23 protein-coding genes, 1 tRNA gene and 2 pseudogenes are annotated in these 20,695 nt (G+C 61.6%); 10 read left to right on the forward strand and 16 right to left on the reverse strand.

Annotated features, from left to right (window positions below; all coding sequences use genetic code 11):
* The first annotated feature begins 109 nt into the window (after window positions 1-109).
* A complete protein-coding gene (locus tag AC0L25_RS03010) occupies window positions 110-1,105 on the forward strand; it encodes a nicotinate-nucleotide--dimethylbenzimidazole phosphoribosyltransferase (RefSeq protein WP_473594250.1) in 996 nt (331 codons plus the stop codon).
* 132 nt (window positions 1,106-1,237) lie between these two features.
* Here AC0L25_RS03010 and AC0L25_RS03015 read toward each other — a convergent pair whose 3' ends face one another.
* A complete protein-coding gene (locus tag AC0L25_RS03015) occupies window positions 1,238-2,758 on the reverse strand; it encodes a sensor histidine kinase (protein ID WP_473594148.1) in 1,521 nt (506 codons plus the stop codon).
* 150 nt (window positions 2,759-2,908) lie between these two features.
* On the opposite strand from AC0L25_RS03015, the gene AC0L25_RS03020 reads away from it, so the two are divergent.
* The 4 genes and pseudogenes from AC0L25_RS03020 (at window position 2,909) to AC0L25_RS03035 (ending at window position 5,462) form a co-directional block, all read left to right on the forward strand.
* A complete protein-coding gene (locus tag AC0L25_RS03020) occupies window positions 2,909-3,457 on the forward strand; it encodes a thermonuclease family protein (protein WP_473594149.1) in 549 nt (182 codons plus the stop codon).
* 148 nt (window positions 3,458-3,605) lie between these two features.
* The gene (locus AC0L25_RS03025) at window positions 3,606-4,217 is read left to right on the forward strand and encodes a glutathione S-transferase (protein ID WP_473594150.1); all 612 of its coding nucleotides are present in this window, start codon (window positions 3,606-3,608) and stop codon (window positions 4,215-4,217) included.
* Between the two features lie 16 nt (window positions 4,218-4,233).
* Window positions 4,234-4,851 (forward strand): annotated as a pseudogene (locus tag AC0L25_RS03030) (uracil-DNA glycosylase family protein); the annotation flags it as partial.
* 119 nt (window positions 4,852-4,970) lie between these two features.
* Window positions 4,971-5,462: an Lrp/AsnC family transcriptional regulator gene (locus AC0L25_RS03035; RefSeq protein WP_006333679.1), complete on the forward strand. Its 492-nt coding sequence runs from the start codon at window positions 4,971-4,973 to the stop codon at window positions 5,460-5,462.
* 11 nt (window positions 5,463-5,473) lie between these two features.
* Here AC0L25_RS03035 and AC0L25_RS03040 read toward each other — a convergent pair whose 3' ends face one another.
* The 10 genes from AC0L25_RS03040 to moaA form a co-directional block, all read right to left on the reverse strand.
* Window positions 5,474-6,043, reverse strand: a complete 570-nt coding sequence (locus AC0L25_RS03040; RefSeq protein ID WP_473594151.1) for a DUF3299 domain-containing protein — start codon at window positions 6,041-6,043, stop codon at window positions 5,474-5,476.
* Between the two features lie 47 nt (window positions 6,044-6,090).
* Window positions 6,091-6,690, reverse strand: coding sequence for a GNAT family N-acetyltransferase (locus tag AC0L25_RS03045; protein ID WP_473594152.1), 600 nt, complete (start codon window positions 6,688-6,690; stop codon window positions 6,091-6,093).
* A complete protein-coding gene (locus AC0L25_RS03050; RefSeq protein WP_473594153.1) occupies window positions 6,632-7,333 on the reverse strand; it encodes a DNA alkylation repair protein in 702 nt (233 codons plus the stop codon). Before AC0L25_RS03050 ends, AC0L25_RS03045 begins: the two co-directional genes overlap by 59 nt.
* 8 nt (window positions 7,334-7,341) lie before the next feature.
* Window positions 7,342-8,211, reverse strand: coding sequence for an NAD(P)-dependent oxidoreductase (locus AC0L25_RS03055; protein ID WP_473594251.1), 870 nt, complete (start codon window positions 8,209-8,211; stop codon window positions 7,342-7,344).
* Between the two features lie 62 nt (window positions 8,212-8,273).
* Window positions 8,274-9,107, reverse strand: coding sequence for an ABC transporter permease (locus AC0L25_RS03060; protein WP_473594154.1), 834 nt, complete (start codon window positions 9,105-9,107; stop codon window positions 8,274-8,276).
* Window positions 9,104-9,817, reverse strand: coding sequence for an ABC transporter permease (locus AC0L25_RS03065; protein WP_473594155.1), 714 nt, complete (start codon window positions 9,815-9,817; stop codon window positions 9,104-9,106). The genes AC0L25_RS03060 and AC0L25_RS03065 overlap by 4 nt, the downstream gene beginning before the upstream one ends.
* Before the next feature lie 117 nt (window positions 9,818-9,934).
* On the reverse strand, window positions 9,935-10,717 hold the full coding sequence (locus AC0L25_RS03070) for an ABC transporter substrate-binding protein (RefSeq protein WP_123151327.1): 783 nt from the start codon (window positions 10,715-10,717) through the stop codon (window positions 9,935-9,937).
* A gap of 214 nt (window positions 10,718-10,931) precedes the next feature.
* Entirely contained in the window at window positions 10,932-11,441 is a 510-nt protein-coding gene (gene mobB / locus AC0L25_RS03075; RefSeq protein ID WP_473594156.1) for a molybdopterin-guanine dinucleotide biosynthesis protein B, read from the reverse strand.
* A gap of 104 nt (window positions 11,442-11,545) precedes the next feature.
* Window positions 11,546-12,466, reverse strand: a complete 921-nt coding sequence (locus AC0L25_RS03080) for a DMT family transporter (protein WP_473594252.1) — start codon at window positions 12,464-12,466, stop codon at window positions 11,546-11,548.
* Window positions 12,467-12,611: 145 nt separating this feature from the next.
* On the reverse strand, window positions 12,612-13,607 hold the full coding sequence (gene moaA, locus AC0L25_RS03085) for a GTP 3',8-cyclase MoaA (RefSeq protein ID WP_473594157.1): 996 nt from the start codon (window positions 13,605-13,607) through the stop codon (window positions 12,612-12,614).
* Between the two features lie 198 nt (window positions 13,608-13,805).
* On the opposite strand from moaA, the gene AC0L25_RS03090 reads away from it, so the two are divergent.
* Together AC0L25_RS03090 and AC0L25_RS03095 are read left to right on the forward strand one after the other, a co-directional pair.
* Window positions 13,806-14,159: a gamma-butyrobetaine hydroxylase family protein gene (locus AC0L25_RS03090; protein WP_473594158.1), complete on the forward strand. Its 354-nt coding sequence runs from the start codon at window positions 13,806-13,808 to the stop codon at window positions 14,157-14,159.
* A gap of 72 nt (window positions 14,160-14,231) precedes the next feature.
* Window positions 14,232-14,843, forward strand: a complete 612-nt coding sequence (locus tag AC0L25_RS03095; RefSeq protein WP_473594159.1) for a pyridoxamine 5'-phosphate oxidase family protein — start codon at window positions 14,232-14,234, stop codon at window positions 14,841-14,843.
* A gap of 22 nt (window positions 14,844-14,865) precedes the next feature.
* Here AC0L25_RS03095 and AC0L25_RS03100 read toward each other — a convergent pair whose 3' ends face one another.
* The gene (locus AC0L25_RS03100) at window positions 14,866-15,318 is read right to left on the reverse strand and encodes a MarR family winged helix-turn-helix transcriptional regulator (protein ID WP_473594160.1); all 453 of its coding nucleotides are present in this window, start codon (window positions 15,316-15,318) and stop codon (window positions 14,866-14,868) included.
* A 47-nt stretch (window positions 15,319-15,365) separates the two neighbouring features.
* Here AC0L25_RS03100 and AC0L25_RS03105 point away from each other — a divergent pair, with 47 nt between their 5' ends.
* From AC0L25_RS03105 to AC0L25_RS03115, 3 genes and pseudogenes are all read left to right on the forward strand, one after another.
* The gene (locus AC0L25_RS03105; protein ID WP_473594161.1) at window positions 15,366-16,277 is read left to right on the forward strand and encodes an alpha/beta hydrolase; all 912 of its coding nucleotides are present in this window, start codon (window positions 15,366-15,368) and stop codon (window positions 16,275-16,277) included.
* Between the two features lie 88 nt (window positions 16,278-16,365).
* Window positions 16,366-16,492, forward strand: a pseudogene (locus tag AC0L25_RS03110) (SDR family oxidoreductase); the annotation flags it as partial.
* 214 nt (window positions 16,493-16,706) lie between these two features.
* Entirely contained in the window at window positions 16,707-18,599 is a 1,893-nt protein-coding gene (locus tag AC0L25_RS03115) for a L,D-transpeptidase family protein (RefSeq protein WP_473594162.1), read from the forward strand.
* 5 nt (window positions 18,600-18,604) lie between these two features.
* Here AC0L25_RS03115 and AC0L25_RS03120 read toward each other — a convergent pair whose 3' ends face one another.
* The 4 genes from AC0L25_RS03120 to AC0L25_RS03135 form a co-directional block, all read right to left on the reverse strand.
* Complete coding sequence (locus AC0L25_RS03120) at window positions 18,605-19,081, reverse strand: hypothetical protein (protein ID WP_473594163.1); 477 nt, start codon at window positions 19,079-19,081, stop codon at window positions 18,605-18,607.
* Window positions 19,082-19,312: 231 nt separating this feature from the next.
* Entirely contained in the window at window positions 19,313-19,564 is a 252-nt protein-coding gene (locus AC0L25_RS03125) for a PepSY domain-containing protein (RefSeq protein WP_473594164.1), read from the reverse strand.
* Between the two features lie 156 nt (window positions 19,565-19,720).
* Window positions 19,721-19,795 (reverse strand) — tRNA-Val (locus AC0L25_RS03130).
* A gap of 126 nt (window positions 19,796-19,921) precedes the next feature.
* Window positions 19,922-20,605, reverse strand: a complete 684-nt coding sequence (locus AC0L25_RS03135) for a phosphoglycolate phosphatase (RefSeq protein ID WP_473594165.1) — start codon at window positions 20,603-20,605, stop codon at window positions 19,922-19,924.
* Window positions 20,606-20,695 lie beyond the last annotated feature (90 nt).

The raw sequence follows: 20,695 nt of genomic DNA on the forward strand, positions 1-20,695 counted from the left end.
CCTCCGGATTGCGCCGCCGGCAACCGCTTTCGCGTCAATGCAGGCAGTTGTGCCGGCCGAGCAAGGCGGCTATGCCGCTCACCAACTCCAGGGAATGACCCCCAACGACATGACCAGTGCGCTGCCCTTCGACGATTTTCGCAATCTCCTGGCGACCCTGCCGCCGGCCGACACGGCGGCCGAAGCCCGCGTCCGTGAGCTGTTTGCCAAGGCCGACAAACCCAAAGGTTCGCTCGGCCGTATCGAGGACATCGCCGCGTGGCTCGCTGCCTGGACCGGCCGTGCGCCGCCGGCGGTGAACCGGCCCCTGGTGGCGATCTTCGCCGGCAATCATGGTGTCGCTCGGCACGGCATTTCGCCACGGCCTGTCGCTGCCACGGCGAACGCCGTCGAGCTTTGCGCGGCCGGGGGTGCGGCGGTCAATCAGATCTGCATCGCCAATGATCTCGGGCTGAAAGTGTTCGATCTAGCGCTGCACATTCCGACCGCCGACATTACCGAGGACGCAGCACTTGACGAGCGCGACTGCGCTGCCACCATGGCCTTCGGTATGGAGGCGATCGCCGGCGGCACCGATTTGCTTTGCCTTGGCGACCTCGGTGTCGGCAATTCCACCGTTGCAGCGGCTTTGTGTGCGGCACTCTTCGGAGGCAGTGGCGCAGCTTGGGTCGGATCCGGATCGGGCGCCGATGCATCGATGCGGGCGCGCAAGTCGGAAGTGGTCGACGCCGCGCTAGCCTTCCACGGCACAAGTCTCAGGGACCCGCTGGAAGCGTTGCGCCGGGTTGGCGGCCGTGAGTTCGCAGCGATTGCCGGCGCCATTCTCGCCGCCCGGATGCAGAAGATCCCCGTCCTACTCGATGGATTGGTGGCGACAGCCGCCGCCGCGACGCTCCATGCTGCCAATCCCGCCGCGCTCGACCATTGCTTGCTTGCCAGCCTGTCGCCAGAGCCTGCGCATGCTCGGGCCGCCGAGCGACTCGGCTTGCGCCCGCTGCTTGATCTCGGCGTGAGCCACGGTGAGGGGGTAGGGGCGGCCCTTGCCGCCGGCCTGGTCAAAGCCGCCGCGCTCACCAGCTCGGGCATGGCGGCGGCGGTTCATTAAAGCGCGTCGCGTTCGACCGCCTCATGTGACGCGCTTTAGGTTGTTGTTTTTACGCATGTCGTTATCGCAAAACCGCTGCACACCCTCGGTTCAAGCCCGAGGGCATGCTTTTGCGCGACATGCATTAAGCGTCTATCGCCGGTGCGCAGCAACGGCTTTGGTCGGCAGCGCCGGCAATTCCTCCATAACCCGGCTCAACGGGAAGATGGCGATCGCCTCGGTGCCTTCGCGCAGTTTGGAATGGAGTTCGAACTCGCCGCCATGCATGGCGAGCAGGCTTTGGACGATCGGCAGGCCAAGCCCGGTGCCTTGTTCGGCGCTCTTGATGGCGATCGAGCCCTGGCCGAAGGCGGACAGCACGACCGGGATCTCGTCTTCCGGTATGCCAGGCCCGTTGTCCTTGACGGAGAGGTATTGGCCGCCGCCCGCCGTCCAGCCGACGCGCACGCGGATCTCGCCGCCGGTTCCGGTGAACTTGATGGCGTTCGACAAAAGATTGAGTGCGATCTGTCGCACTGCGCGTTCGTCGGCGAACAGGCGCGGCAAGGCGTTTTCGAAATCTTGGACGATCCGGATATCCTTGTTGCGCGCCTTCAGCTCCATCATGTGACAGCAATCCTCGACGACGGAAAGCAGCATCATCGGCTCTTCGTTGAGCTGGTAGCGGCCCGCTTCGATGCGCGACAGGTCGAGGATTTCGTTGATAAGATCGAGCAGATGCTGGCCAGAGTCATGGACGTCGCGAGCATAGTCGCGATAGGTCGGGTTGCTCATCGGGCCGAGCACCTCGTTCGCCATCACCTCGGAGAAACCGAGAATGGCGTTGAGCGGCGTCCGCAACTCGTGGCTCATCGAGGCCAAAAACCGCGACTTTGCCAGATTGGCGTCCTCCGCCCGTCGCCGCGCTTCGTCCGACATCGATTTCGCGGTGTCCAATTCGGCGACCAGCGCATCCTTTTCGGAGCGGAACGAGAGCAACATCAAGGACGAGCGATTGAGGCGGCGCGCCACATAGGCGAAGAAAGGCAGCGAGACGATCAGCAACCCGGCCATGATCAACTCGACGGGCATCCACTGCCGGACGCCGGCATAGGCATAGGCGGCCACCGGAACGGCGAAGGTCGCCAGCAACGCACCGCGCAGCGATGACGCCGTGATCGCGGTCGCCGCCATGGCAAGCAGCAGCACCACCGCCTTGATCAACTGAAACTGGTCGACCTGGCAAGCATCGCAACCGAGCCAGGCGAACCAGGCCCAGCCCAGGCCGCAAAGGAAATGGCCTATCAGGAAATCACCGTGCGTTTGCAGCGGGTTGAGTTCGGCAGCTTCCGTTCGGTCGACGCGCCTCGCCATGAACACGATGATCGTGTAGCAGATGAGTGTAAAAAGGGCCCAGACGCCAATTTCCTTACCCACTCCAGCAAACAGACCCGTCGCGGCGGCCGCCAGGACGAGAAGCGGAACGATGATCGCGCCGCCTAACATCGAACGGGCGTGGAGTTTCAAAAGCTCGCGGTCGAAATCAGGATTTCCGACCTGCTGCGAAAGGCGGTCGCGCGTCTTGCGCACCGCACGCGCCACATCGCTGTTGCGATGGGGTTTCCGGCGGTCCACAATAAACTTGTCCGCTGTGGTCGAGCGTTGCGAGGGCATGGAGACTTCAATTTATGCGGGCAGCGGTTTCAAATTGTTAAGCTACGTTCGAATGATTAACCAACGGTTTGCCATATGAGCCGTTCGTGCTCGCGGCGACCGCGACAGTGATACGTCTCGCCGCGGCCGCGAAGCCTTTGGCGCCGGCTGGTGGACTACGCACTGACCGTCATCCTCCTCGGTCTGCTGATCCTTCTGGCGGCGCGCCTTGACCGGATCGAAATGCGCAAGACGGAGGGTGCAGCCGTCGTCAATGACGGCGATACGATCACGCTCGGTACCGAACGCATCCGCATGCGCGGCATTGACGCGCCCGAATATTCGCAAGTCTGCCGCAAGGACGGCGCCGACTATCCCTGCGGTAAGCTGGCGCGGCAGTCGCTGGTGGGTCTAATATCAGGCAAACTCGTCTCCTGCACCGGCTGGCAGCGCGATCGCTACGGCCGGCTGCTCGGCGACTGCAACGCCCACGGCAAGGATCTCAATCGCGCCCAGATTGAGGCCGGCTGGGCGGTTGCCTATGGCGATTTCGAAACCGAGGAAGCCGCTGCCCGCTCCGGCAAGGCCGGCATCTGGGCCGGTACTTTCGACGCGCCGCACGATTGGCGCGAGAGCCACGATCACGAAGTGACCGAAAGGAAGCACGGCACTTTGGCTTCGATTGGCGATGCCTTGCGAGAAATTTTTCGCTTCCGGTGATGGTCAATCCTATAGTTTGTTGCAACAGACCTGATCAGAGCGACGTGCGTCCATTAGGACGCACAAGGCATGCGCTGGAATTCTTGATTCGCATCGTGCTTTGCGGAAATCGATTCCGGTTTTGGGCCGATCCGATAGGAGGAATGGAATGAAACTCTTCGACGGCGGCCGGGCGCCCAATCCACGGCGGGTTCGCGTCTTCCTTGCCGAAAAGGGGCTTGAGGTTCCGCTGGTGCCCGTCGACATGGGCTCGCTGGAGCACAGAAGGCAGCCGGTCAGTTCGCGCAACCCGCTGCAGCGCCTGCCGGTGCTCGAACTCGACGACGGCACCGTCATCACCGAATCTGTCGCCATCTGCCGCTATTTTGAGGAACTGAATCCGGAACCGGCTTTGTTCGGCCGCGGCGCGCTCGGCAAAGCGCTGGTCGAGATGTGGCAAAGACGCATGGAGCTCAACTTGCTCAGTTGCGTCACTGCCGCGTTCCGGCACATCCATCCGGCGATGACGGAATGGGAGATTCCACAAATCCCCGAATGGGGCGAGGCCAACAAGCCGAAAGCCATCGGATTCCTGAGACTCCTCGACGACGAGTTGGCGAACCGGGAATTCGTTGCCGGCGACGCCTATTCGATCGCCGACGTCACCGGGCTGATTGCCATCGACTTCATGAAGCCGGCGCGTATCAAGGTGCCGGAAGATTGTGCCAACGTGCTGCGCTGGCATCAGGCAGTCTCGAGCCGGCCGAGCGCCGCCGCCTGAGAATGAGCTCCCGAGAATGAGCGAAGAGCTGGAAAACTTTGCGGCCAGGGTACGCGCCTGCCGTATCTGCGTCGAAAACCCGGTCGGCCTCCCGTTGCCACACGGGCCGCGCCCGGTGCTCAGGCCGTCGTCGAGCGCCCGCATCCTGATTGCCAGCCAGGCACCGGGCACCAAGGTGCATATGTCAGGGATGCCGTTCACCGACGCCTCCGGCGATCGGTTGCGGAACTGGCTGGGCGTCAGCAGCGAAGAATTCTACGACACGACAAAGTTCGCCATCGTGCCGATGGGCTTTTGCTTTCCCGGCCAGGATGCCAAGGGCGGCGACCTGCCACCGCGCCGCGAGTGTGCACCGGCCTGGCGTGCGCCGCTGATGGCGCTGATGCCGCATATCGACCTGGTGCTGACGATCGGCAGCTATGCACAATCCTGGCACATGGGCGCCGCGCGCCGGCCCTCGCTGACGGAGACGGTGATGGATTGGCGCACCATCTGGAATGCGCCCAGCAACCCGAAAGTGCTGCCGCTGCCGCATCCGTCGTGGCGCAACACCGGCTGGCTGAAGCGCAATCCGTGGTTTGAAATCGATTTGCTGCCGTTTCTGAGATCGGAAATCCGCTATCGCCTCGGCTGAGGCGTGAGCAAGAAATCACTTGCTTTTACGCCATATGGCAGAATTTCTTTCTTGTGAATGGCCTAAATAAGAAGGACTATAGCCAATCTATTCCTAGTCTATCCCCGTGGGAGCACCCAATGGACCGTCTTGACAGAAAAATCCTCCGCCTCTTGCAGGAGGACGCGACGCTCGCGGTCGCCGATGTCGCCAAGAAAGTCGGACTGTCAACCACGCCCTGCTGGCGGCGCATCCAGAAGCTCGAGGAGGAGGGCGTCATCAAGCGGCGCGTCGCCATCCTCGATCATGAAAAGGTCAATGTGCGCGTCACCGTATTTGTGTCGATCCGCACCAATTCGCACAGCCATGAATGGCTGCGGCGCTTTTCGGAGGTCATCCAGGAATTTCCGGAAGTGGTCGAGTTCTACCGCATGAGCGGTGACGTCGACTATCTCTTGCGCGTGGTGGTGCCCGACATCGCCGCTTACGACGCCTTCTACAAGCGGCTGATCGCCAAGATCGAGATCCGCGACGTCTCGTCGTCATTTGCCATGGAGCAGATCAAATACACGACCGAAATGCCGCTGGACTACATGGTTCTGGACAAGGAATCGGGCGCCAACGCTGCCTGAGGATTTTTCGCTTAATTCTTCTTTTTATTGAGGAAAATCCACGGCGAGTTTGCCGGCAGCGTGATGGTGTCCGGCACGAGATCGACATCCGCCACCGCCGCCTTGCGTACGGTATAACCCGACTGGATCACGCTGACACCGTCGAGAATGAAGAGCTGACTTTTCTCCATGCCTGGCTCCAGGGCGCCGGTCACGGAAACCGGCTGATAGGCTTCCGACATCCTGTAGGGGCGGGCGGGCGTGACGAGGACGATCTGATTGGGCGGCGGAATCGGCATGTGGCTGCACGCACCTGTCCACGGCACCAGCAGGAACTGATAGACGAGATCGCCGTCACGATCGAGCGGCAGCGCGTACCCCGCCAGTTGGACGGTCTTGTCCTGCAAATCGAGAGACAGCGTCTCACCACGATCAGGCATTTTTGCCGCGACCATCGGCAATCCGACACTTTCGGCAGCGGGCTGGGTGGCCGGGCGCAGGTCCTTCCAGAATATGCGCGCGGGTTCGGCGGAAGCGCTGCCCACAGCGATGGAAATCAGCACGGCCACCAGCGCCGCTGTCGATTTGAGACGATTGCCCATCGTGTGCTCTCTATTTGACAGGAGTAAAGCTGCCGTGGCCGAGCGCGTCAACGTTCGAGCCGCATCACATGGCGGCGCGAGCCGGCCATGCCGATCTCGTGGAATCCTCGGGCCACGAACATGTCTCTAAAGCCCATGAACCGGTAACTCGGCGATGTCTGGTCGACCGGATAAGCCTCGATCGTCCTGGCACCTTTGGCGAAGGCGTGATCGATGGCCGCGTCGAGCAGTGCGCCTGCCAGTCCACTGCCGCGCAATGCCCTCGGCACATAAAAGCAGACGATTGACCATACGCCCGCCTCGCTGTCGTCCTGCTCCCGCCACAGCTTGCGATAGGTCTCGCGTGGCGCCACGGAGCACCAGCCTACCATCTTGCCTTCGGCATGAGCGACAATGCCGACCGGCGTGCCAGCTTCGATGAGCGCCATCATGGCCCGTCTTCTCTCATCGTTCGACGCATGTTCGCGGTTTTCGAGGTGGCGCCAGGCCATGCACCAGCAGTATTTTGGTGCGCCAGGCTGCTCGAACAGGTTCTCGAAATCGGCGCGTGTGGATGGCGTCACCTCAGTAAAACGGATTTGGCTCCGGTCAGCCTTTCCTGGCGAGCCGCTCGAGCGTCTTGGCATCGGAAAGCTCCCTTGCAGCATCCTTGCCGATCCAGCGCGCCGTCTTGTCGCTCGAACCGGCCAGCTTTTGTGCCAGGGCAAGGGCAGCGCCGTGCAAATTCATCGATCGCTTGCCGATCGAACGAAGCGCCCAGTTCACCGCCTTCTTCACAAAATTGCGGCCATCGGTGGCGTGCGCTTCGATAATCGGCAGGAAGTCGAGAAGGGTCGCCTCTTGTTCATTCTTCCGGTGGACCACCGACCAGGCCATCATGGCAAAAGCCGTGCGCCGAATGAACTCTCGTTCGTCGGCCGCGAACTCCTTTATCAACTCCCTCCAGCAATCCGTATCGACAAAGAGATCGGAGACGCCGTCGACGATATCCCACGAGTCGAAAGTCGCCGCCCATCGTCTTGCATCCGCGGTAGAGAACCGCTTCGGATCGGCCGTGACCGAAGCGATGAACTGCGCTTCCATGATGCCTGTCTGCCATAGCTCGAAGGCACGCTCATGGTTGCGCTTGATTTTCTTGGCAATCTGCCGCTGCACGCCATGCGAGATGCCGAGCGCACGTTCGATCTTGATGCCGTAGCGCAGCATGCCAAGGCGGTTCTCCTCCGAGCCGATCGAGCGCAGATGGTCGACAATTTCCTCGGCGCTGGATTGAGGCGACAACTCGGCCACGACGAGACCTACTTTTCCAATCGCGCCAGCAAAGAGGACGTGTCCCAGCGTTTGCCGCCCATCCCCTGCACATCCTTGTAGAATTGGTCGACAAGTGCCGTCACCGGCAGCTTGGCGCCGTTGCGGTCGGCCTCCGCCAGGCAGATGCCGAGATCCTTGCGCATCCAGTCGACAGCGAAGCCGAAATCATATTTGCCGGCATTCATCGTCTTGTAGCGGTTCTCCATCTGCCATGAGCCGGCCGCTCCCTTGGAGATAACCTCGATGACTTTCTCGATGTCAAGCCCGGCCTTCTTGCCGAAATGGATGCCCTCGGCCAGCCCTTGGACAAGACCGGCGATGCAGATCTGGTTGATCATCTTGGTGAGCTGGCCCGAGCCGGCCGGACCCATCAGCCCGACCATGCGGGCATAAGCATCGATGACAGGCTTCGCCAGCTCGAAGGCTTTCTGTTCGCCGCCGACCATGACGGTCAGCACGCCGTTTTCGGCGCCGGCCTGACCGCCGGAGACCGGTGCGTCGAGGAACGAGAAACCGCCCAATACCGCCGTCTCCGCCAGTTCGCGCGCGACTTCAGCGGAGGCCGTGGTGTTGTCGATGAAGACGGCCCCCTTCTTCATCGTCTGGAACGCACCCTCGGCTCCAATCGTCACCGCGCGCAGGTCGTCATCATTGCCAACACAGCAAAAGACAAAGTCCTTGCCGTCGGCCGCCTCAGTCGGCGTGTTGGCGACGCTGCCGCCATGCTGGGCAACCCATTGCTCGGCCTTTTCCTTGGTGCGGTTATAGACGGTGACGTCGTGGCCGCCCTTGTTCCTGAGATGTCCGGCCATTGGATAGCCCATGACGCCAAGACCGAGAAATGCCACCGATGCCATATTTTCGAATCCCTTCAAGCCTGTTTCCGGACTTCTTAGCGGATCAGGCAAAGCTATGGGAGTCAGCGGTGCAGATGTATGGTAATGCGCCGTTCTATCCACTCGACCGCGTGGCGGAGTATCTCGACAATGATCAGATAGATGATCGCCGCCCAGATATAGGACTGGAAGTCGAAAGTGCGCGAATAGGTGAGCTTCGTAATGCCCATCAGATCATACACGGTGATGAGGGCCACGATGGCGGAGCCTTTGATCATCAGGATGATCTCATTGCCATAGGGACGCAGAGCCACGATCAGCGCCTGTGGCAGGATGATCTTGCGCAGTGTTTGCAGTTTGTGCAGGCCAAGCGAGGCAGCGCCTTCCCACTGACCCCTGGGGACGCTCTCGATTGCGCCGCGCAGGATCTCAGCCTGATAGGCTGCCGTATTGAGGGTGAACGAGAAAATGGCGCAGTACCAGGCTTCACGAAAAAAGCCCCACAGGCCGACAGCTTCAAGTGCCGGTCGAAACGAACCCACTCCATAGTAGATAAGAAAGACTTGGGTCAAAAGCGGAGTGCCGCGGAAGAAGTAGACATAAGCGTAGGCAAAGCTGGACAGGATCCGGTTCCTGGACATCCGCGCGTAGGCGACAGGAACTGAGAGGACGGCTCCCAACACGATCGACACAGCGACAAGCGTAAGAGTCACGCCAAGGCCAGAGATGTAGCCCGGGCCGTATTTTTGGAAGAGTTCGGAATTCCAAGCCTCGACCAAGTATACAATCATGCCGATGCCGAGCACGATCCAGAGACCGACCAACGCATATCCCAATACACGTTGCCGGGACCAGCCGCGCGGGATTGCTGGCGGTTTTTCGACCTTGGTCGCCACGTCGGCTGCTGCCGCGCTCATCGTTGCACCTGTTGTCGGCCAACCCTGCGTTCAATGGCATTGATGCCGAAGGACGAGATGATGGCGAGGAGCAGATAGATAAGAGCAGCGACCCCAAAAAACAGGAATGCGTGCTTGGTCACGCGGGCCGCGACGCCCGCTTGCCGCAGTATGTCGGCAAGACCGATGGCGGATACCAGCGCTGTATCCTTGAGCAGGATGAGCCACAGATTGGCAAGACCCGGCAACGCGATACGGATAAGCTGTGGCAGCACCACAAGTCGCATCGTCTGCCAGCCCGACAGGCCAACTGAATAGCCGCCCTCATACTGTCCCTTAGGGATGGCGCGGAACGCGGAGAGGAAGACCTCGCTGGCGTAGGACGAGAAGACGACGCCGAGCGCGATCATGCCGGAAACAAAAGCGTTCACTTCGACCGCAGCGGTCGGGTCATACAGGCGCATCAACTGCTGGATGCCAATTTGCGCGCCGTAAAAGATCATGAACAGGGTCAGCAGCTCGGGCAATCCACGAAAGATCGTGGTGTAGATATTGCCGGCCAGCCGCAGCGACGGCTCGTTGGATTGCTTGGCCAGTGCAACCAGAAAGCCGATCACCAGACCGACAGGCAGGGTCGCGGCTGCAAGCGAAACGGTGATGAAAACACCATAGGCGATGTCGTCGAGCCAGCCTTCGGGTCCCCAACTGAGCAGCGTCCAAACGCTTTGCATCCGCCTGCCTGTTCTCCTTTATGGGCTCTCTTGACAGCAGCGCGGCGTCACCCCTCGCGCGCCGCGCCTTGCGCAAACGGCGGGGATGTCCCGCCGTTCGCTGTCGTCCCGGAAGGATCAGGACTCGCCGCCGTAGACGTCGTACTTGAAGTACTTGTCGTTGATCTCCTTGTACTTTCCGTTGGCGCGGATGGCGTCGATCGCCTTATTGAACTGATTGACCAACTCGGTATCGCCCTTGCGTACGGCGATGCCGGCGCCCGGACCATGGATCTCGATGTCGGGCGTGATCGCACCGATCAGCTTACAGCAAGCACCGTCCGGCGTGGCGAGCCAGCCTTCGAGAACAGTGATATCGTCGTTGACCGCATCAACGCGGCCATTGGCGAGATCGAGCTGATATTCCTGCGCGGTCGGGTATGGCTTGATTGTACTGTCGGTATAAGCCTTGGTTGAATAATTGAAGTGGGTGGTGGACGCCTGCACGCCGATCGTCTTGCCGGCCAAGTCCTCCTTGGTCACGCCTTTGATGTCGCTGTCCTTGGGCGCGGCGATCGCCGGCGGCGTGTTGTAGTATTTGTTGGTGAAGTCGACCTTCTCGGCACGCTCCGGCGTAATCGACATCGAGGCGACGATCGCGTCGAACTTGCCGGCCTGAAGCGCCGGGATGATGCCGTCCCAGTCCTGCGCGACGAAAGTGCATTTCACCTTCATCTCGTCGCAAAGTGCCTTGGCGATATCGATATCGAAGCCCACGAGCTGGCCATCAGCGGTCAGGTTGTTGAACGGCGGATAGGCTCCCTCCGTGCCGATCCTCAAGGTTTTTTCCTGAGCCTGGGCAACGCCCAAGGTCAGCAGCGCGGCCGATGCGGCGAGCGCTATACGCAGTGCAGTACGCATGATGGTCCTCTCTGTATGTTCCCGGCCGTCGTTCCAAACGGCTCCGTGGGCGGTTCTTTTGACCGCCCGCTGGCGCGATACTCCCATTCTTTCCCAAGAAAAAGCAACCGTAAAACCGTTGCTTGCGGGGTTTCGCATTCCCAGACAATGCTGACGTTGGGGCAGGCATACCAACGAGGAATAGGGGACGGCCGATTGCTCCTTCGGCAGTGGCTCAGCGCGTCAAACCTGTCGTGCGCTCGATGAAGTCGGCTATCGATTTCGTGTCGTCGAGATCGAAGACGGGCAGGCTTTGGCCCGCTATGGCGAAATCGGCGGCGATGGCGACGATATGCGGATCATTTGCCGAAAGCGGTGCCCGGTCCTTGGCCTCCAACCGGCGCGTTTCGATCTTGCTGTGCGCCTCGCGCTTGTAGCCCTCGACCAGCACGATGTCGGAGGTGCCGAGCCGCGACAGCATCGCGTCCAGCGTCGGCTCGTCCTCACCGCGCAATTCGTGCATCAGGGCCCAGCGCCTGTCCGACACAATGGCGACTTCCGTGGCTCCGGCCTGCCGATGGCGAAAGCTGTCCGCCCCCGGTCTGTCGATGTCGAAATCGTGGTGGGCGTGTTTTACCGTCGAGACTTTCCAGCCACGCCGAACGAGTTCGGAAACCAGCTTTTCCGTCAGTGTCGTCTTGCCGGAATTCTTCCAGCCGGTGATACCGAAGACGCGTCTCATCATGACTTCATGCTTTGCAACAGACGTTCGGCCCGGGCAAGGTCGTGCCGGCAATCTCTTTGGTCATCGTCTATCGTCCATGCGGTCACTCGCCGCGAACGGCAAGCCTATATGCCGTCCGGCGCCATATCAGGTCCAGCGCTTTCGGCGGCTGTCTTTCGCCGGCCGACAATCCGTTCGCGGTAAAGTGCATAGAGGCCAGAGCCGACAATGACGCTGGCGCCGAGGATCATGGGCAGGTCGGGGACGTCGCCGAAAATGAACAGGCCAAGCAGGATCGACCAGAGCAGGGCCGTGTAGCGGAACGGCGCGATGAACGAGATGTCGCCCACCCGCATCGCCATGATGATGAACTGGTAACCGATGACCACGAGCACTGCGGCCAATGCCAGCGACGCCGTGCTTTCTCCCGTCATCGGTGTCCACCCGCCCATTGGCGAAAGCAGCGCCGCGCCGAGCACTGTCATGGCAAGCGCCGTGGCGGTCGACACCAGCAATGTCGGAATGGCTTGCGGTATCCGCTTGGTGGCAAGGTCCCGCACCGCACAACAGGCGACGCAGGCCAGCGCCAGCAGCGAATAGATGCTGAACCCCTCGAAGCCGGGCCGTACGATGATCAGCACGCCGGCAAAGCCGATGGCGATGGCCAGCCAGCGCCGCCAGCCGACGCCTTCGTTGAACACAAGTGCTGCGCCCATCGTCACCGCCAGCGGCAGTGCCTGCAGCACGGCCGAGACGTTGGCGATCGGCAGCTGCGCCAAAGCAACCAGGAACGACACGGTAGCACCGGCTTCGCCGATCACGCGTATCGCCACCATCGGCTGCAGCATCGAGCCGGGCAGGGCAAGCGCACCGCGCTGCCAGGCAAGCAGGCCCACGAAAAGCGAGGCGAAAGCGCCGCGGATCAGCATGACCTGCGCCATGTTCATGGATTCCGACGAGACTTTGGTGATCGCGTCGTTAAGGGTGAAACCAATCATGGCCACCACCATGAACAGCGCGCCGCGAAGATTTGGGGAAAGAAGCAAGGGCATTACCACTGTGGTCCTGCATCAGCCTCTACCAGCCGACTGCAAAACAGCAACGTCAAAGGGCTGGTCCACGGCCTTCGGGGGCTTGTTACAACCTCCTCGCAATAGCGGCAGGGTTTATTCGGCGGTGTGATCGAGAGGCTCAGCCGCCGGTGACGCTCATGTGCCGCGACACCGAGGGACGGTTGGTGCGGCGGTCGATGATGAAATCATGTCCCTTCGGCTTGCGGCCAATGGCTTCATCGATGGCGTCGGCAACCAGTTCGTTGCCTTCGGAGGCACGCAACGGTGCGCGCAGATCGGCGGCATCCTCCTGGCCGAGGCACATATAGAGCGTGCCGGTGCAGGTCAGCCGGACGCGGTTGCAGCTCTCGCAGAAATTATGCGTCATCGGCGTGATGAAGCCGAGCCTGCCACCAGTCTCAGAGACGTGGACATAGCGGGCCGGACCACCGGTCTTGTAGGGAATGTCGGTCAGCGTGAATTCCCGCTCAAGTGCCGCGCGCAGCAGCGACAGCGGCAGATACTGGTCGGTACGGTCGGCGTCGATCTCGCCCATCGGCATGGTTTCGATTACAGTCAACTCCATGTCGCGGCCGTGCGCCCAGCGCAGCATCTCCGGCAGCTCGGCGTCATTGAAATCCCTCAGCGCCACCGCATTGAGCTTTACCTTCAGCCCCGCTGCCTGCGCAGCGTCGATGCCATCCATGACCTTGTCGAGATTGCCCCAGCGGGTAATCTCGCGGAATTTTTCCGGGTCCAGGGTGTCCAGTGAGACGTTGATCCGCTTGACCCCGCAATCGGCGAGTTCAGCGGCAAAGCGCGAAAGCTGCGAGCCGTTGGTGGTCAGCGTCAGCTCTTCCAGGGCGCCGCTTTCGAGATGACGCGAAATCTGGCGCACCAGGTGCATGATGTTCTTGCGCACCAGCGGCTCGCCGCCGGTAAGACGCAGTTTCCTGACGCCCTTTTCGATGAAAACCGTGCATAGCCGGTCGAGCTCTTCCAGCGACAGCAGATCCTTCTTGGGAAGGAACGCCATGTCCTCGGCCATGCAATAGGTGCAGCGGAAGTCGCAGCGGTCGGTGACCGACACGCGCAGATAGCTGATCGTGCGACCAAAAGGATCGATCATGTCCATGCTGGTGCGTTTCCCGTGGCTGCGAACGGCATCGTTATATATGGCTATGTGATACGATCCAACCTGCCATTCAAGATAAGAAGTTTCGATCCTAGGTCACATCGCGCCGCCGACAGATTGTGTCGGAAGTTTCGAAGCGGCCTTTCCCCGCTACGCGAAGCGGCGTAGGGAAGGACAGATGATGCGGAACTTATCACCATGACGGCGCCGAAGGAACTCAGGGTCTCGAAGGACCGCAAGCTGCTTACCGTGACATTCCCGGACCATCAGCCATTCGAACTGCCGGCGGAGCTGCTGCGCGTTGCCTCGCCATCGGCCGAAGTGCAGGGCCATTCGCCGGAACAGCGCGTGACCGTTCCCGGCAAGCGCAACGTTGCGATCCTGAAGATCGAACCGGTCGGCAACTATGCCGTCCGCATCACCTTCGACGATTTCCACGATACCGGCATCTTCACCTGGGATTACCTGCACACGCTGGGTCATGAGAAGGACGCCCGCTGGGCCGCCTATCTCGCCGAGCTGGAAGACAAGGGGCTAAGCCGCGATCGGTAGCGCCGGCCCAGGCCCCGTCGTCAAAACGTCACCGAGATCGAGTAGCGGCGGCGGATACGCGGAGACGAAAACATGTCCGTCATTACCACGGTCGAACAGCTCGAAGCGCTCTATGGCCAGCCCGGCGAGACCTCGCTCGTCAAGGAACTCGACCATGTGATCCCCGAGTACGCCGCCTTCATCGAGGCCTCGCCTTTTGCCGCGCTCGCGACTAGCGGGCCGGAAGGGCTGGATTGCTCGCCGCGCGGCGATGTCGCCGGCTTCATCCGCATCCACGATCCGAAAACCCTGATGATGCCGGACCGGCGCGGCAACAACCGTGCCGATTCGCTAAAAAACATCATTCGCGATCCGCGCGTCGCCCTGTTGTTCCTGGTCCCAGGCTCCGGCACAACGCTGCGCGTCAACGGCCGCGCCCACATCACCACGGATGCCGCGCTCTGCGCCTCGTTCAGCGTCGACGGCAAGCCGGCGCGCTCGGTCACGGTCATCAAGGTCGATTCGGTCTATTTCCAGTGCGCTCGCGCCATTGTCCGGTCGGAACTCTGGAACCCGGCGAGGCACATCGATCCGAAGTCGTTGCCGACACCTGGGAAAATCCTGGAAATCACCAGCCGGAAAGGCATCGACGGCGAGGCTTACGACAAGGAATGGCCGGAGCGCGCGAAAAAGTCGATGTGGTGAGCGGATAGCCTTGCGAGTCTGCTTACGCTTCCTTGAGGACGTCGGCAATCTTGCGCATCTGCTCGCCGATCATGTCGCATTGCTCCGGCGTCGACTGGCTCATCGCCTTCTCGATCAGGGCTATATGGACCTTCAGCGCCTGCATCAGCAGTTCCGTGCCGGCTTCGGTCAAGGTCAGCCGCAGCACCCGCTTGTCTTTCTGATCGCCTTCGCGGCGCAGCAGCCCGCGTGTCTCGAGTTGCGGCAGCAGCATGGTGACGTTGGAGCGGCCGACCAGCAGTCGGCGGGCGAGATCGTGCTGCGACATGCCGGGATGGCGGTATAGGTTCATCAGCACGTCGAGTTGCGCCGGCTTCAGGTCCAGCGGCGCGAGCTTCACCGCCAGCGTGCGCTCCAGCACATGGCAGGCGCGCGCCACTGCGACCCAGTTGCGAAAACGCGGGTTGTCCCAGGGTAGCTCTTGTTTAATGTTCATGTTTGAACTATTATGTTCATGCTTGAACGAATGGATGGATCGCCACTATGGCATCATTTGGATTGAAGGTCATCCGGGGCGTGTTTGCCGCTGCTGAGCACGTGGCTCCGCGCCTTACCGGGCGCGCGGCATTCGAACTGTTCTGCCGCACGCCGAACGCCAAAATTCTCAGCGACGGCGAGCGACGCGCCGTCGACCGCGCCGCCGGCTTCATGGCCGAGGCGCGCCATCATCGGCTGAAGACTAAAAACGGCTGCGTCATGGTGCATGAATTCAGGCCGGAGCCGGGCAGGCGGGCCGCCGGCACGGTGCTCGTCATCCATGGCTGGCGTTCGCGCACCGAATATATGCGTACGCTGATCGAAGCCTATCGCGACGCCGGTTATAAGGTTGTCTCGCTCGACCTGCCGGGCCACGGCCAATCGCAGGGCCGCCGGCTCACATTGGTCAGCGCTGTTGAAGCCGCACGGATGACCGGCGAATGGTTCGGCCCGTTCGTGGCGGTCGTCGGTCATTCCTTCGGCGGTGCCGTCGCCGCCAATGCCGTCGTCGGTTCGGTCAAGAATATTCCGCCACTGGCGGCCGAGCGGCTGGTGCTGATCGCGGCGCCGAGTTCCCTGCCGGCGATTTTCGATGATTTCAGCCGCATGCTCAGTGTCGGCCCACGCTCGCATGCCGCCATGGCCGACCGGGTCGAACGCATCGCCGGCCGGCCGCTGCACGAATTCACCGGCGACCGCCAGCTTGCCAGCACGCCGGTGCCAACGCTGGTCATCCATGCGCCAGACGACCGCGAAGTGTCCGCCGACCATGCAAGGCTCTATGCCGGCGCCGGCGACCATGTGCGGCTTTACTGGGCCGATGGGCTCGGCCATCGCCGCATTCTCGCCGATAGGGGCGTGGTCGAGCGTGCGGTCGGCTTCCTTGCCGAACACCGGGAGTCGGTATCGCTGCATTAAACGCTGCCGGCGTTTGTCACGTGTCAGTGCCGGCCATCACCTTCCACGCTGCCATCGCACCGGCGACAGTCGCCAGCAGGGCTGCGCGCGATGCGCGACGCCTCGCTTCGGCAAGGCTGAAGGGATCGCCGGCATGGTCGCCTGGCTGGCAGGCCCCCGAAGGGCGCTTCGTGACAGGCGCCGCACTGACCATCGACGGTGGCGCCAACGCCTGACCTGTGCACCATTTCCTGGAACCGGGGCGGATCCAATTCGCTTCGGTTGTCACAGCGTTGTGAAACTGTTCTGCAACAGACCTTCCGAAATTTATGAAAGCTTAACGAAATCAGTATGAATCGGTGTAGTCGCGTCTTACATCCGTCATGCGGTGCGGGCGAGACCGTCAAGCGATGCGGAACGGGAGCCGGTTGCAGCCGGAGCGGGTGATCCATGAAATTCCTCGAAAACAAAGCAACCGTGATGCCGCTTGCGGCGGTCGCGGCAATGCTGGCCTTCGGCGTGCCCCAGGCAGACGCGCAAGGGCTTTTCGAGAGGCTTTTCGGCGGTGGTATCAGGCACGCGCCGCAAGGTGATTTCCCCCCGCCGCCATCAAGGCAGAAGCCGAAATACAAGCCAAATGCAATGGCGCCCGCTGCCTCTCGTATCAGCAGCCCGTCCTATTACACCTACAAGAGCGATCCGCTTGTACGCGTCGACTTCTCTCCGCTGACAGCAACGCCGGAGCCGGCAATGCCGCAGGACGCCGCCTTCCAGCCGTCTTCCGCCACCGGTGCTGCCTTCCGCGAAGCGATTGCCGGGCTCGATGACTACGAACTCTACGCTGAGAAGGACATCGCCAAGACGCTCATCGCCTATTACTCGGCCAATCCAGATTTCATCTGGGTGACGGGAGCCACTGCCAACAGCCGCGCGCAGGATGCGGTGCGGGTGCTTGGCGAGGCAACGAGCTATGGCCTCACGCCGGCCGACTATACGGTTGAAGTGCCTGCCGCCGGCGCATCGACCGGCAGCGCCGATGCGCGGCTGAAGGAGCTAGCCCGCTTCGAGATGGCGCTGTCGGCGCGCGTCTTGCGCTATGTCCATGACGCGCAAAACGGCCGCGTCGATCCCAATCGCATCACCGGCTATTATGATTTCCCGGCCAAGCCGCTCGACATGGAGAGCGTGCTGAAAACGCTGGCGCGCACCCAGCAAGTGCGCACCTATCTCGAATCACGGCATCCGCAGAACGCGGAATACCAGGCGCTGCGCGTCGAACTGGAATCACTTCAGGCCAGCGCCGACGACGAGATCGTCGTTGACCCCAAGCTGTTGCTGAAACCGGGGCAGACCAGCCCCGAACTGCCGAAGCTACTGACCAAGATCGCGCGCAATCTCGACGACGAGATGGGCGGCGCCTATGGCGAGATATTGGCCAGGCTCGCCACCAGCGAGGTCTATGATCCGGAACTGGTGCCGGTCATCAAGGCGGTGCAGAAAAAGGCTGGCATGAAGGGCGACGGCGTCATCGGTCCGCGCACCGTCGCAGCGCTGGTCGGGACGTCCAAGGCCGACAAGATTCAAAAGGTGCAGGTCGCGCTGGAAGAGTTGCGCTGGTTGCCATCCGATCTCGGCAGTCCGCGTGTCTTCATCAACCAGCCGGCCTTCACGGCAAGCTACATCGAAAATGGCGAGGAGAAGCTGAAGACCCGCGTCGTCATCGGCAAGACCACCAACCAGACATCCTTCTTCTACGATCAGGTTGAGCAGGTCGACTTCCATCCCTATTGGGGTGTGCCGCAGTCGATCCTCGTCAACGAGATGCTGCCCCGGCTGCGCAGGGATCCCGGCTATCTCGACCGCGCCGGCTACGAAGTGGTCAACGCGCGCGGCAAGCGCATTCCCTCCTCCTCAGTCAACTGGGGCGCCTATGGCGCGAAAATACCTTATGGCGTGCGCCAGCTGCCGAGCGAGGCCAATGCGCTGGGCGAACTGAAGATCCTGTTCCCCAACAAGCATGCAATCTACATGCACGATACGCCGCAAAAGTCGTTTTTCCAGCGTGACATGCGCGCGCTCAGCCATGGCTGCGTTCGTCTGCACGATCCGCGCGGCATGGCGGCGGCCGTGCTCGGCACCTCGGTCGACTATATCGCGGAGAAGCTGAAGCACGGACATTCTACCGAAAAGGTGGCGCGCACGATCCCGGTCTATGTCGCCTATTTCACCGCCTGGCCTGATATGTCCGGCAATGTCGAATATTTCAGCGACGTCTACGACCGCGACACGCGGCTGCAGCAGGCACTCGACAGCACGGAAGCAGTGCGCTCGCCGGCGAGCTGAGGACCCTAACGCAGAGAGAACGGGCGTCGGAAGCCGGATTCGCGCCCGGCGATCAGCCAGTAGACCAGACCGGCGACAAGGCCGGCGGCGGCGATGATGCCGATATCGGCCCAGCGCTCGGGGCTGAGGTCCTCCGGCGCGCTCGGCCAGATCAGGACGAAGCCGGCAGCCGCTGCTGCGGCGCCGAAGAACATGTGCAGCCAAAAACTGCGCAGCGAAAACGATTCGGCGATCAACGCGAAGATCAGCGTCTGCAGGCCGGTCAGTATGATCGTCAGGAAATAGATGAACATGCCGAGCGGCGGCACGACCAGCGCCGCGATGGGCGAGACCCCCATGAAATCGAAATACGCCGGTGCATCAGGCAGCGAACTCAATGCACCATAGATCGTGGCCACGGCAATCAGTCCGACCAGCACCGCAACGAAATAGCCGGCGAGCATCATAAGAACGCGTTTTACCACATGCTTTGCCGTCGCCATGCCCACCCCCGTGCGGCTCAATGATCACGCCGCAGTCAGCCATCAAAGGCGCATCGGCGCAAGGGGATGCCGAAAAGCGTGCAGGAACCGTCGCTCCACTCTGGTGAAGCTACGGCGCCGCCGCTTCCGAAGGATCGTCCTTAAGCTGCGCTGTAACCTAGTTGCCGGAATTGTTCCGGATCCTTTAAGAAAGCCGGCCGCACGTATCGCCTGGAGGAAGATGGCCGCGATCTATTTCGGCTCGGCTGTAACCGGATCGTAGGTGATTTCGACCTTCGCCTTGTCGGTCGTGTAATAGGTGACGGTGTAGGCGCCGCTGTCCCAGCCGACCTCGTCAACGTAGCGAAAGTCGCCGCGCTGCTCGACCTTGGCAATTATTTCCGACAGTTTCCTGGCATTCTGCGGCGGCAACGGACTTCCGTCTGCGGCAAACGCCGATCCGCCGACAAGCAGCACGGCGGCCGCCAAAACAAATCTGAACATGGCTTTCCCTCACACTTCGACGAGGAGAAACTCGCGGCCATGCAGGTTTGTTCCGGATTCGGCAATGAGCGCGACAATCTAGCGCCGTGCCGACGCGCCGCATTGTTGTCGGCTTGGACGGAGAACTGGAGGCAGCCTCGAAAAGCTGCGGGGTATTGGTGGGCGATGCAGGGATTGAACCTGCGACCCCACCCGTGTGAAGGGTGTGCTCTCCCGCTGAGCTAATCGCCCGCTCGTTGCCCGAAGGCCAAGCGCGCCGCGATATAAGGGAGGCCGACAGAGGAAGTCAAGGCGATGTCCGGGCGTTCCGACGAAGACCGAATGCAACCCCGCCGGGAACGACCCGGTCGCCGTCGTTCAGTGCCCCGCAGCGGCAATCAGGCGTTCGGCCAGACCAAGCGTCAGCGCATCGAAATGCGAGATTACCGCCGACGGTTCGAATTCGCGCACATGGCGGTCGGTGTAGCCGAAATCGACCGCCACCACGGGAATGCCGGCGGCTTTCGCCGTATCAATGTCGGTCTGCGAATCACCCACCATCAGCGCGCGGTGCGGGTCGCCGCCGGCCAGAACGATGGTTTCGGTCAGATGGCGCGGGTCGGGCTTGCGGAACGCAAACGTGTCCTGACCGCAAATCGCCGCGAAATGCTTCGCCAGGCCGAGCGCCTCGATCAGCGCCACCGAGTTGGCCTGGTATTTGTTCGTGCAGACGGCCAGGAGATAACCGGCCGCTTCGAATCGGGTGATCGTCTCGACGACGCCGGGGTAGGGGCGCGATTTACCCGGGATGTTGTCGGTGTAGTGATCGAGGAACAGCTTTAACAATCGGTCGTGTTCCTCTACCGCCAGCGATCTTTGCTGCGCAGCATGCGCGCGCTCGATCATCACCCGGCCACCATGGCCGACGAAACGCTTGAAGCCGGCCTCGTCGACGGCTGCGAGTTCGCTGGCGGCAAGGCTGTGGTTGAGGCTGTCAAGCAGGTCCGGCGCTGTGTCGATCAGCGTCCCGTCGAGGTCGAACACGATGATCGGTCGGGTCATGGCCTGTCCTGTGACGATTGCGCTGCCGGCAGGCGATAGCCGCTGCAGCCCATCCAGGCAAGCAGTGCTTGGTCAATCCACAGGGCAGAG

This window comes from Mesorhizobium sp. WSM4813, from assembly GCF_055811555.1.

What these genes read in the sequence shown, in the direction of transcription:
- AC0L25_RS03035 (WP_006333679.1), top strand. Translation starts at nt 4,971, where the DNA reads ATGGACCGTCTTGACAGAAAAATCCTCCGCCTCTTGCAGGAGGACGCG.
- AC0L25_RS03055 (WP_473594251.1), bottom strand. Translation starts at nt 8,211, where the DNA reads ATGGCATCGGTGGCATTTCTCGGTCTTGGCGTCATGGGCTATCCAATG.
- AC0L25_RS03010 (WP_473594250.1), top strand. Translation starts at nt 110, where the DNA reads ATGACCAGTGCGCTGCCCTTCGACGATTTTCGCAATCTCCTGGCGACC.
- AC0L25_RS03070 (WP_123151327.1), bottom strand. Translation starts at nt 10,717, where the DNA reads ATGCGTACTGCACTGCGTATAGCGCTCGCCGCATCGGCCGCGCTGCTG.
- AC0L25_RS03090 (WP_473594158.1), top strand. Translation starts at nt 13,806, where the DNA reads ATGACGGCGCCGAAGGAACTCAGGGTCTCGAAGGACCGCAAGCTGCTT.
- AC0L25_RS03135 (WP_473594165.1), bottom strand. Translation starts at nt 20,605, where the DNA reads ATGACCCGACCGATCATCGTGTTCGACCTCGACGGGACGCTGATCGAC.
- AC0L25_RS03115 (WP_473594162.1), top strand. Translation starts at nt 16,707, where the DNA reads ATGAAATTCCTCGAAAACAAAGCAACCGTGATGCCGCTTGCGGCGGTC.
- moaA (WP_473594157.1), bottom strand. Translation starts at nt 13,607, where the DNA reads ATGGACATGATCGATCCTTTTGGTCGCACGATCAGCTATCTGCGCGTG.
- AC0L25_RS03120 (WP_473594163.1), bottom strand. Translation starts at nt 19,081, where the DNA reads ATGGCGACGGCAAAGCATGTGGTAAAACGCGTTCTTATGATGCTCGCC.
- AC0L25_RS03125 (WP_473594164.1), bottom strand. Translation starts at nt 19,564, where the DNA reads ATGTTCAGATTTGTTTTGGCGGCCGCCGTGCTGCTTGTCGGCGGATCG.
- AC0L25_RS03095 (WP_473594159.1), top strand. Translation starts at nt 14,232, where the DNA reads ATGTCCGTCATTACCACGGTCGAACAGCTCGAAGCGCTCTATGGCCAG.
- AC0L25_RS03025 (WP_473594150.1), top strand. Translation starts at nt 3,606, where the DNA reads ATGAAACTCTTCGACGGCGGCCGGGCGCCCAATCCACGGCGGGTTCGC.
- AC0L25_RS03015 (WP_473594148.1), bottom strand. Translation starts at nt 2,758, where the DNA reads ATGCCCTCGCAACGCTCGACCACAGCGGACAAGTTTATTGTGGACCGC.
- AC0L25_RS03045 (WP_473594152.1), bottom strand. Translation starts at nt 6,690, where the DNA reads ATGCTGCAAGGGAGCTTTCCGATGCCAAGACGCTCGAGCGGCTCGCCA.
- AC0L25_RS03060 (WP_473594154.1), bottom strand. Translation starts at nt 9,107, where the DNA reads ATGAGCGCGGCAGCAGCCGACGTGGCGACCAAGGTCGAAAAACCGCCA.
- AC0L25_RS03040 (WP_473594151.1), bottom strand. Translation starts at nt 6,043, where the DNA reads ATGGGCAATCGTCTCAAATCGACAGCGGCGCTGGTGGCCGTGCTGATT.
- mobB (WP_473594156.1), bottom strand. Translation starts at nt 11,441, where the DNA reads ATGATGAGACGCGTCTTCGGTATCACCGGCTGGAAGAATTCCGGCAAG.
- AC0L25_RS03105 (WP_473594161.1), top strand. Translation starts at nt 15,366, where the DNA reads ATGGCATCATTTGGATTGAAGGTCATCCGGGGCGTGTTTGCCGCTGCT.
- AC0L25_RS03100 (WP_473594160.1), bottom strand. Translation starts at nt 15,318, where the DNA reads ATGAACATTAAACAAGAGCTACCCTGGGACAACCCGCGTTTTCGCAAC.
- AC0L25_RS03065 (WP_473594155.1), bottom strand. Translation starts at nt 9,817, where the DNA reads ATGCAAAGCGTTTGGACGCTGCTCAGTTGGGGACCCGAAGGCTGGCTC.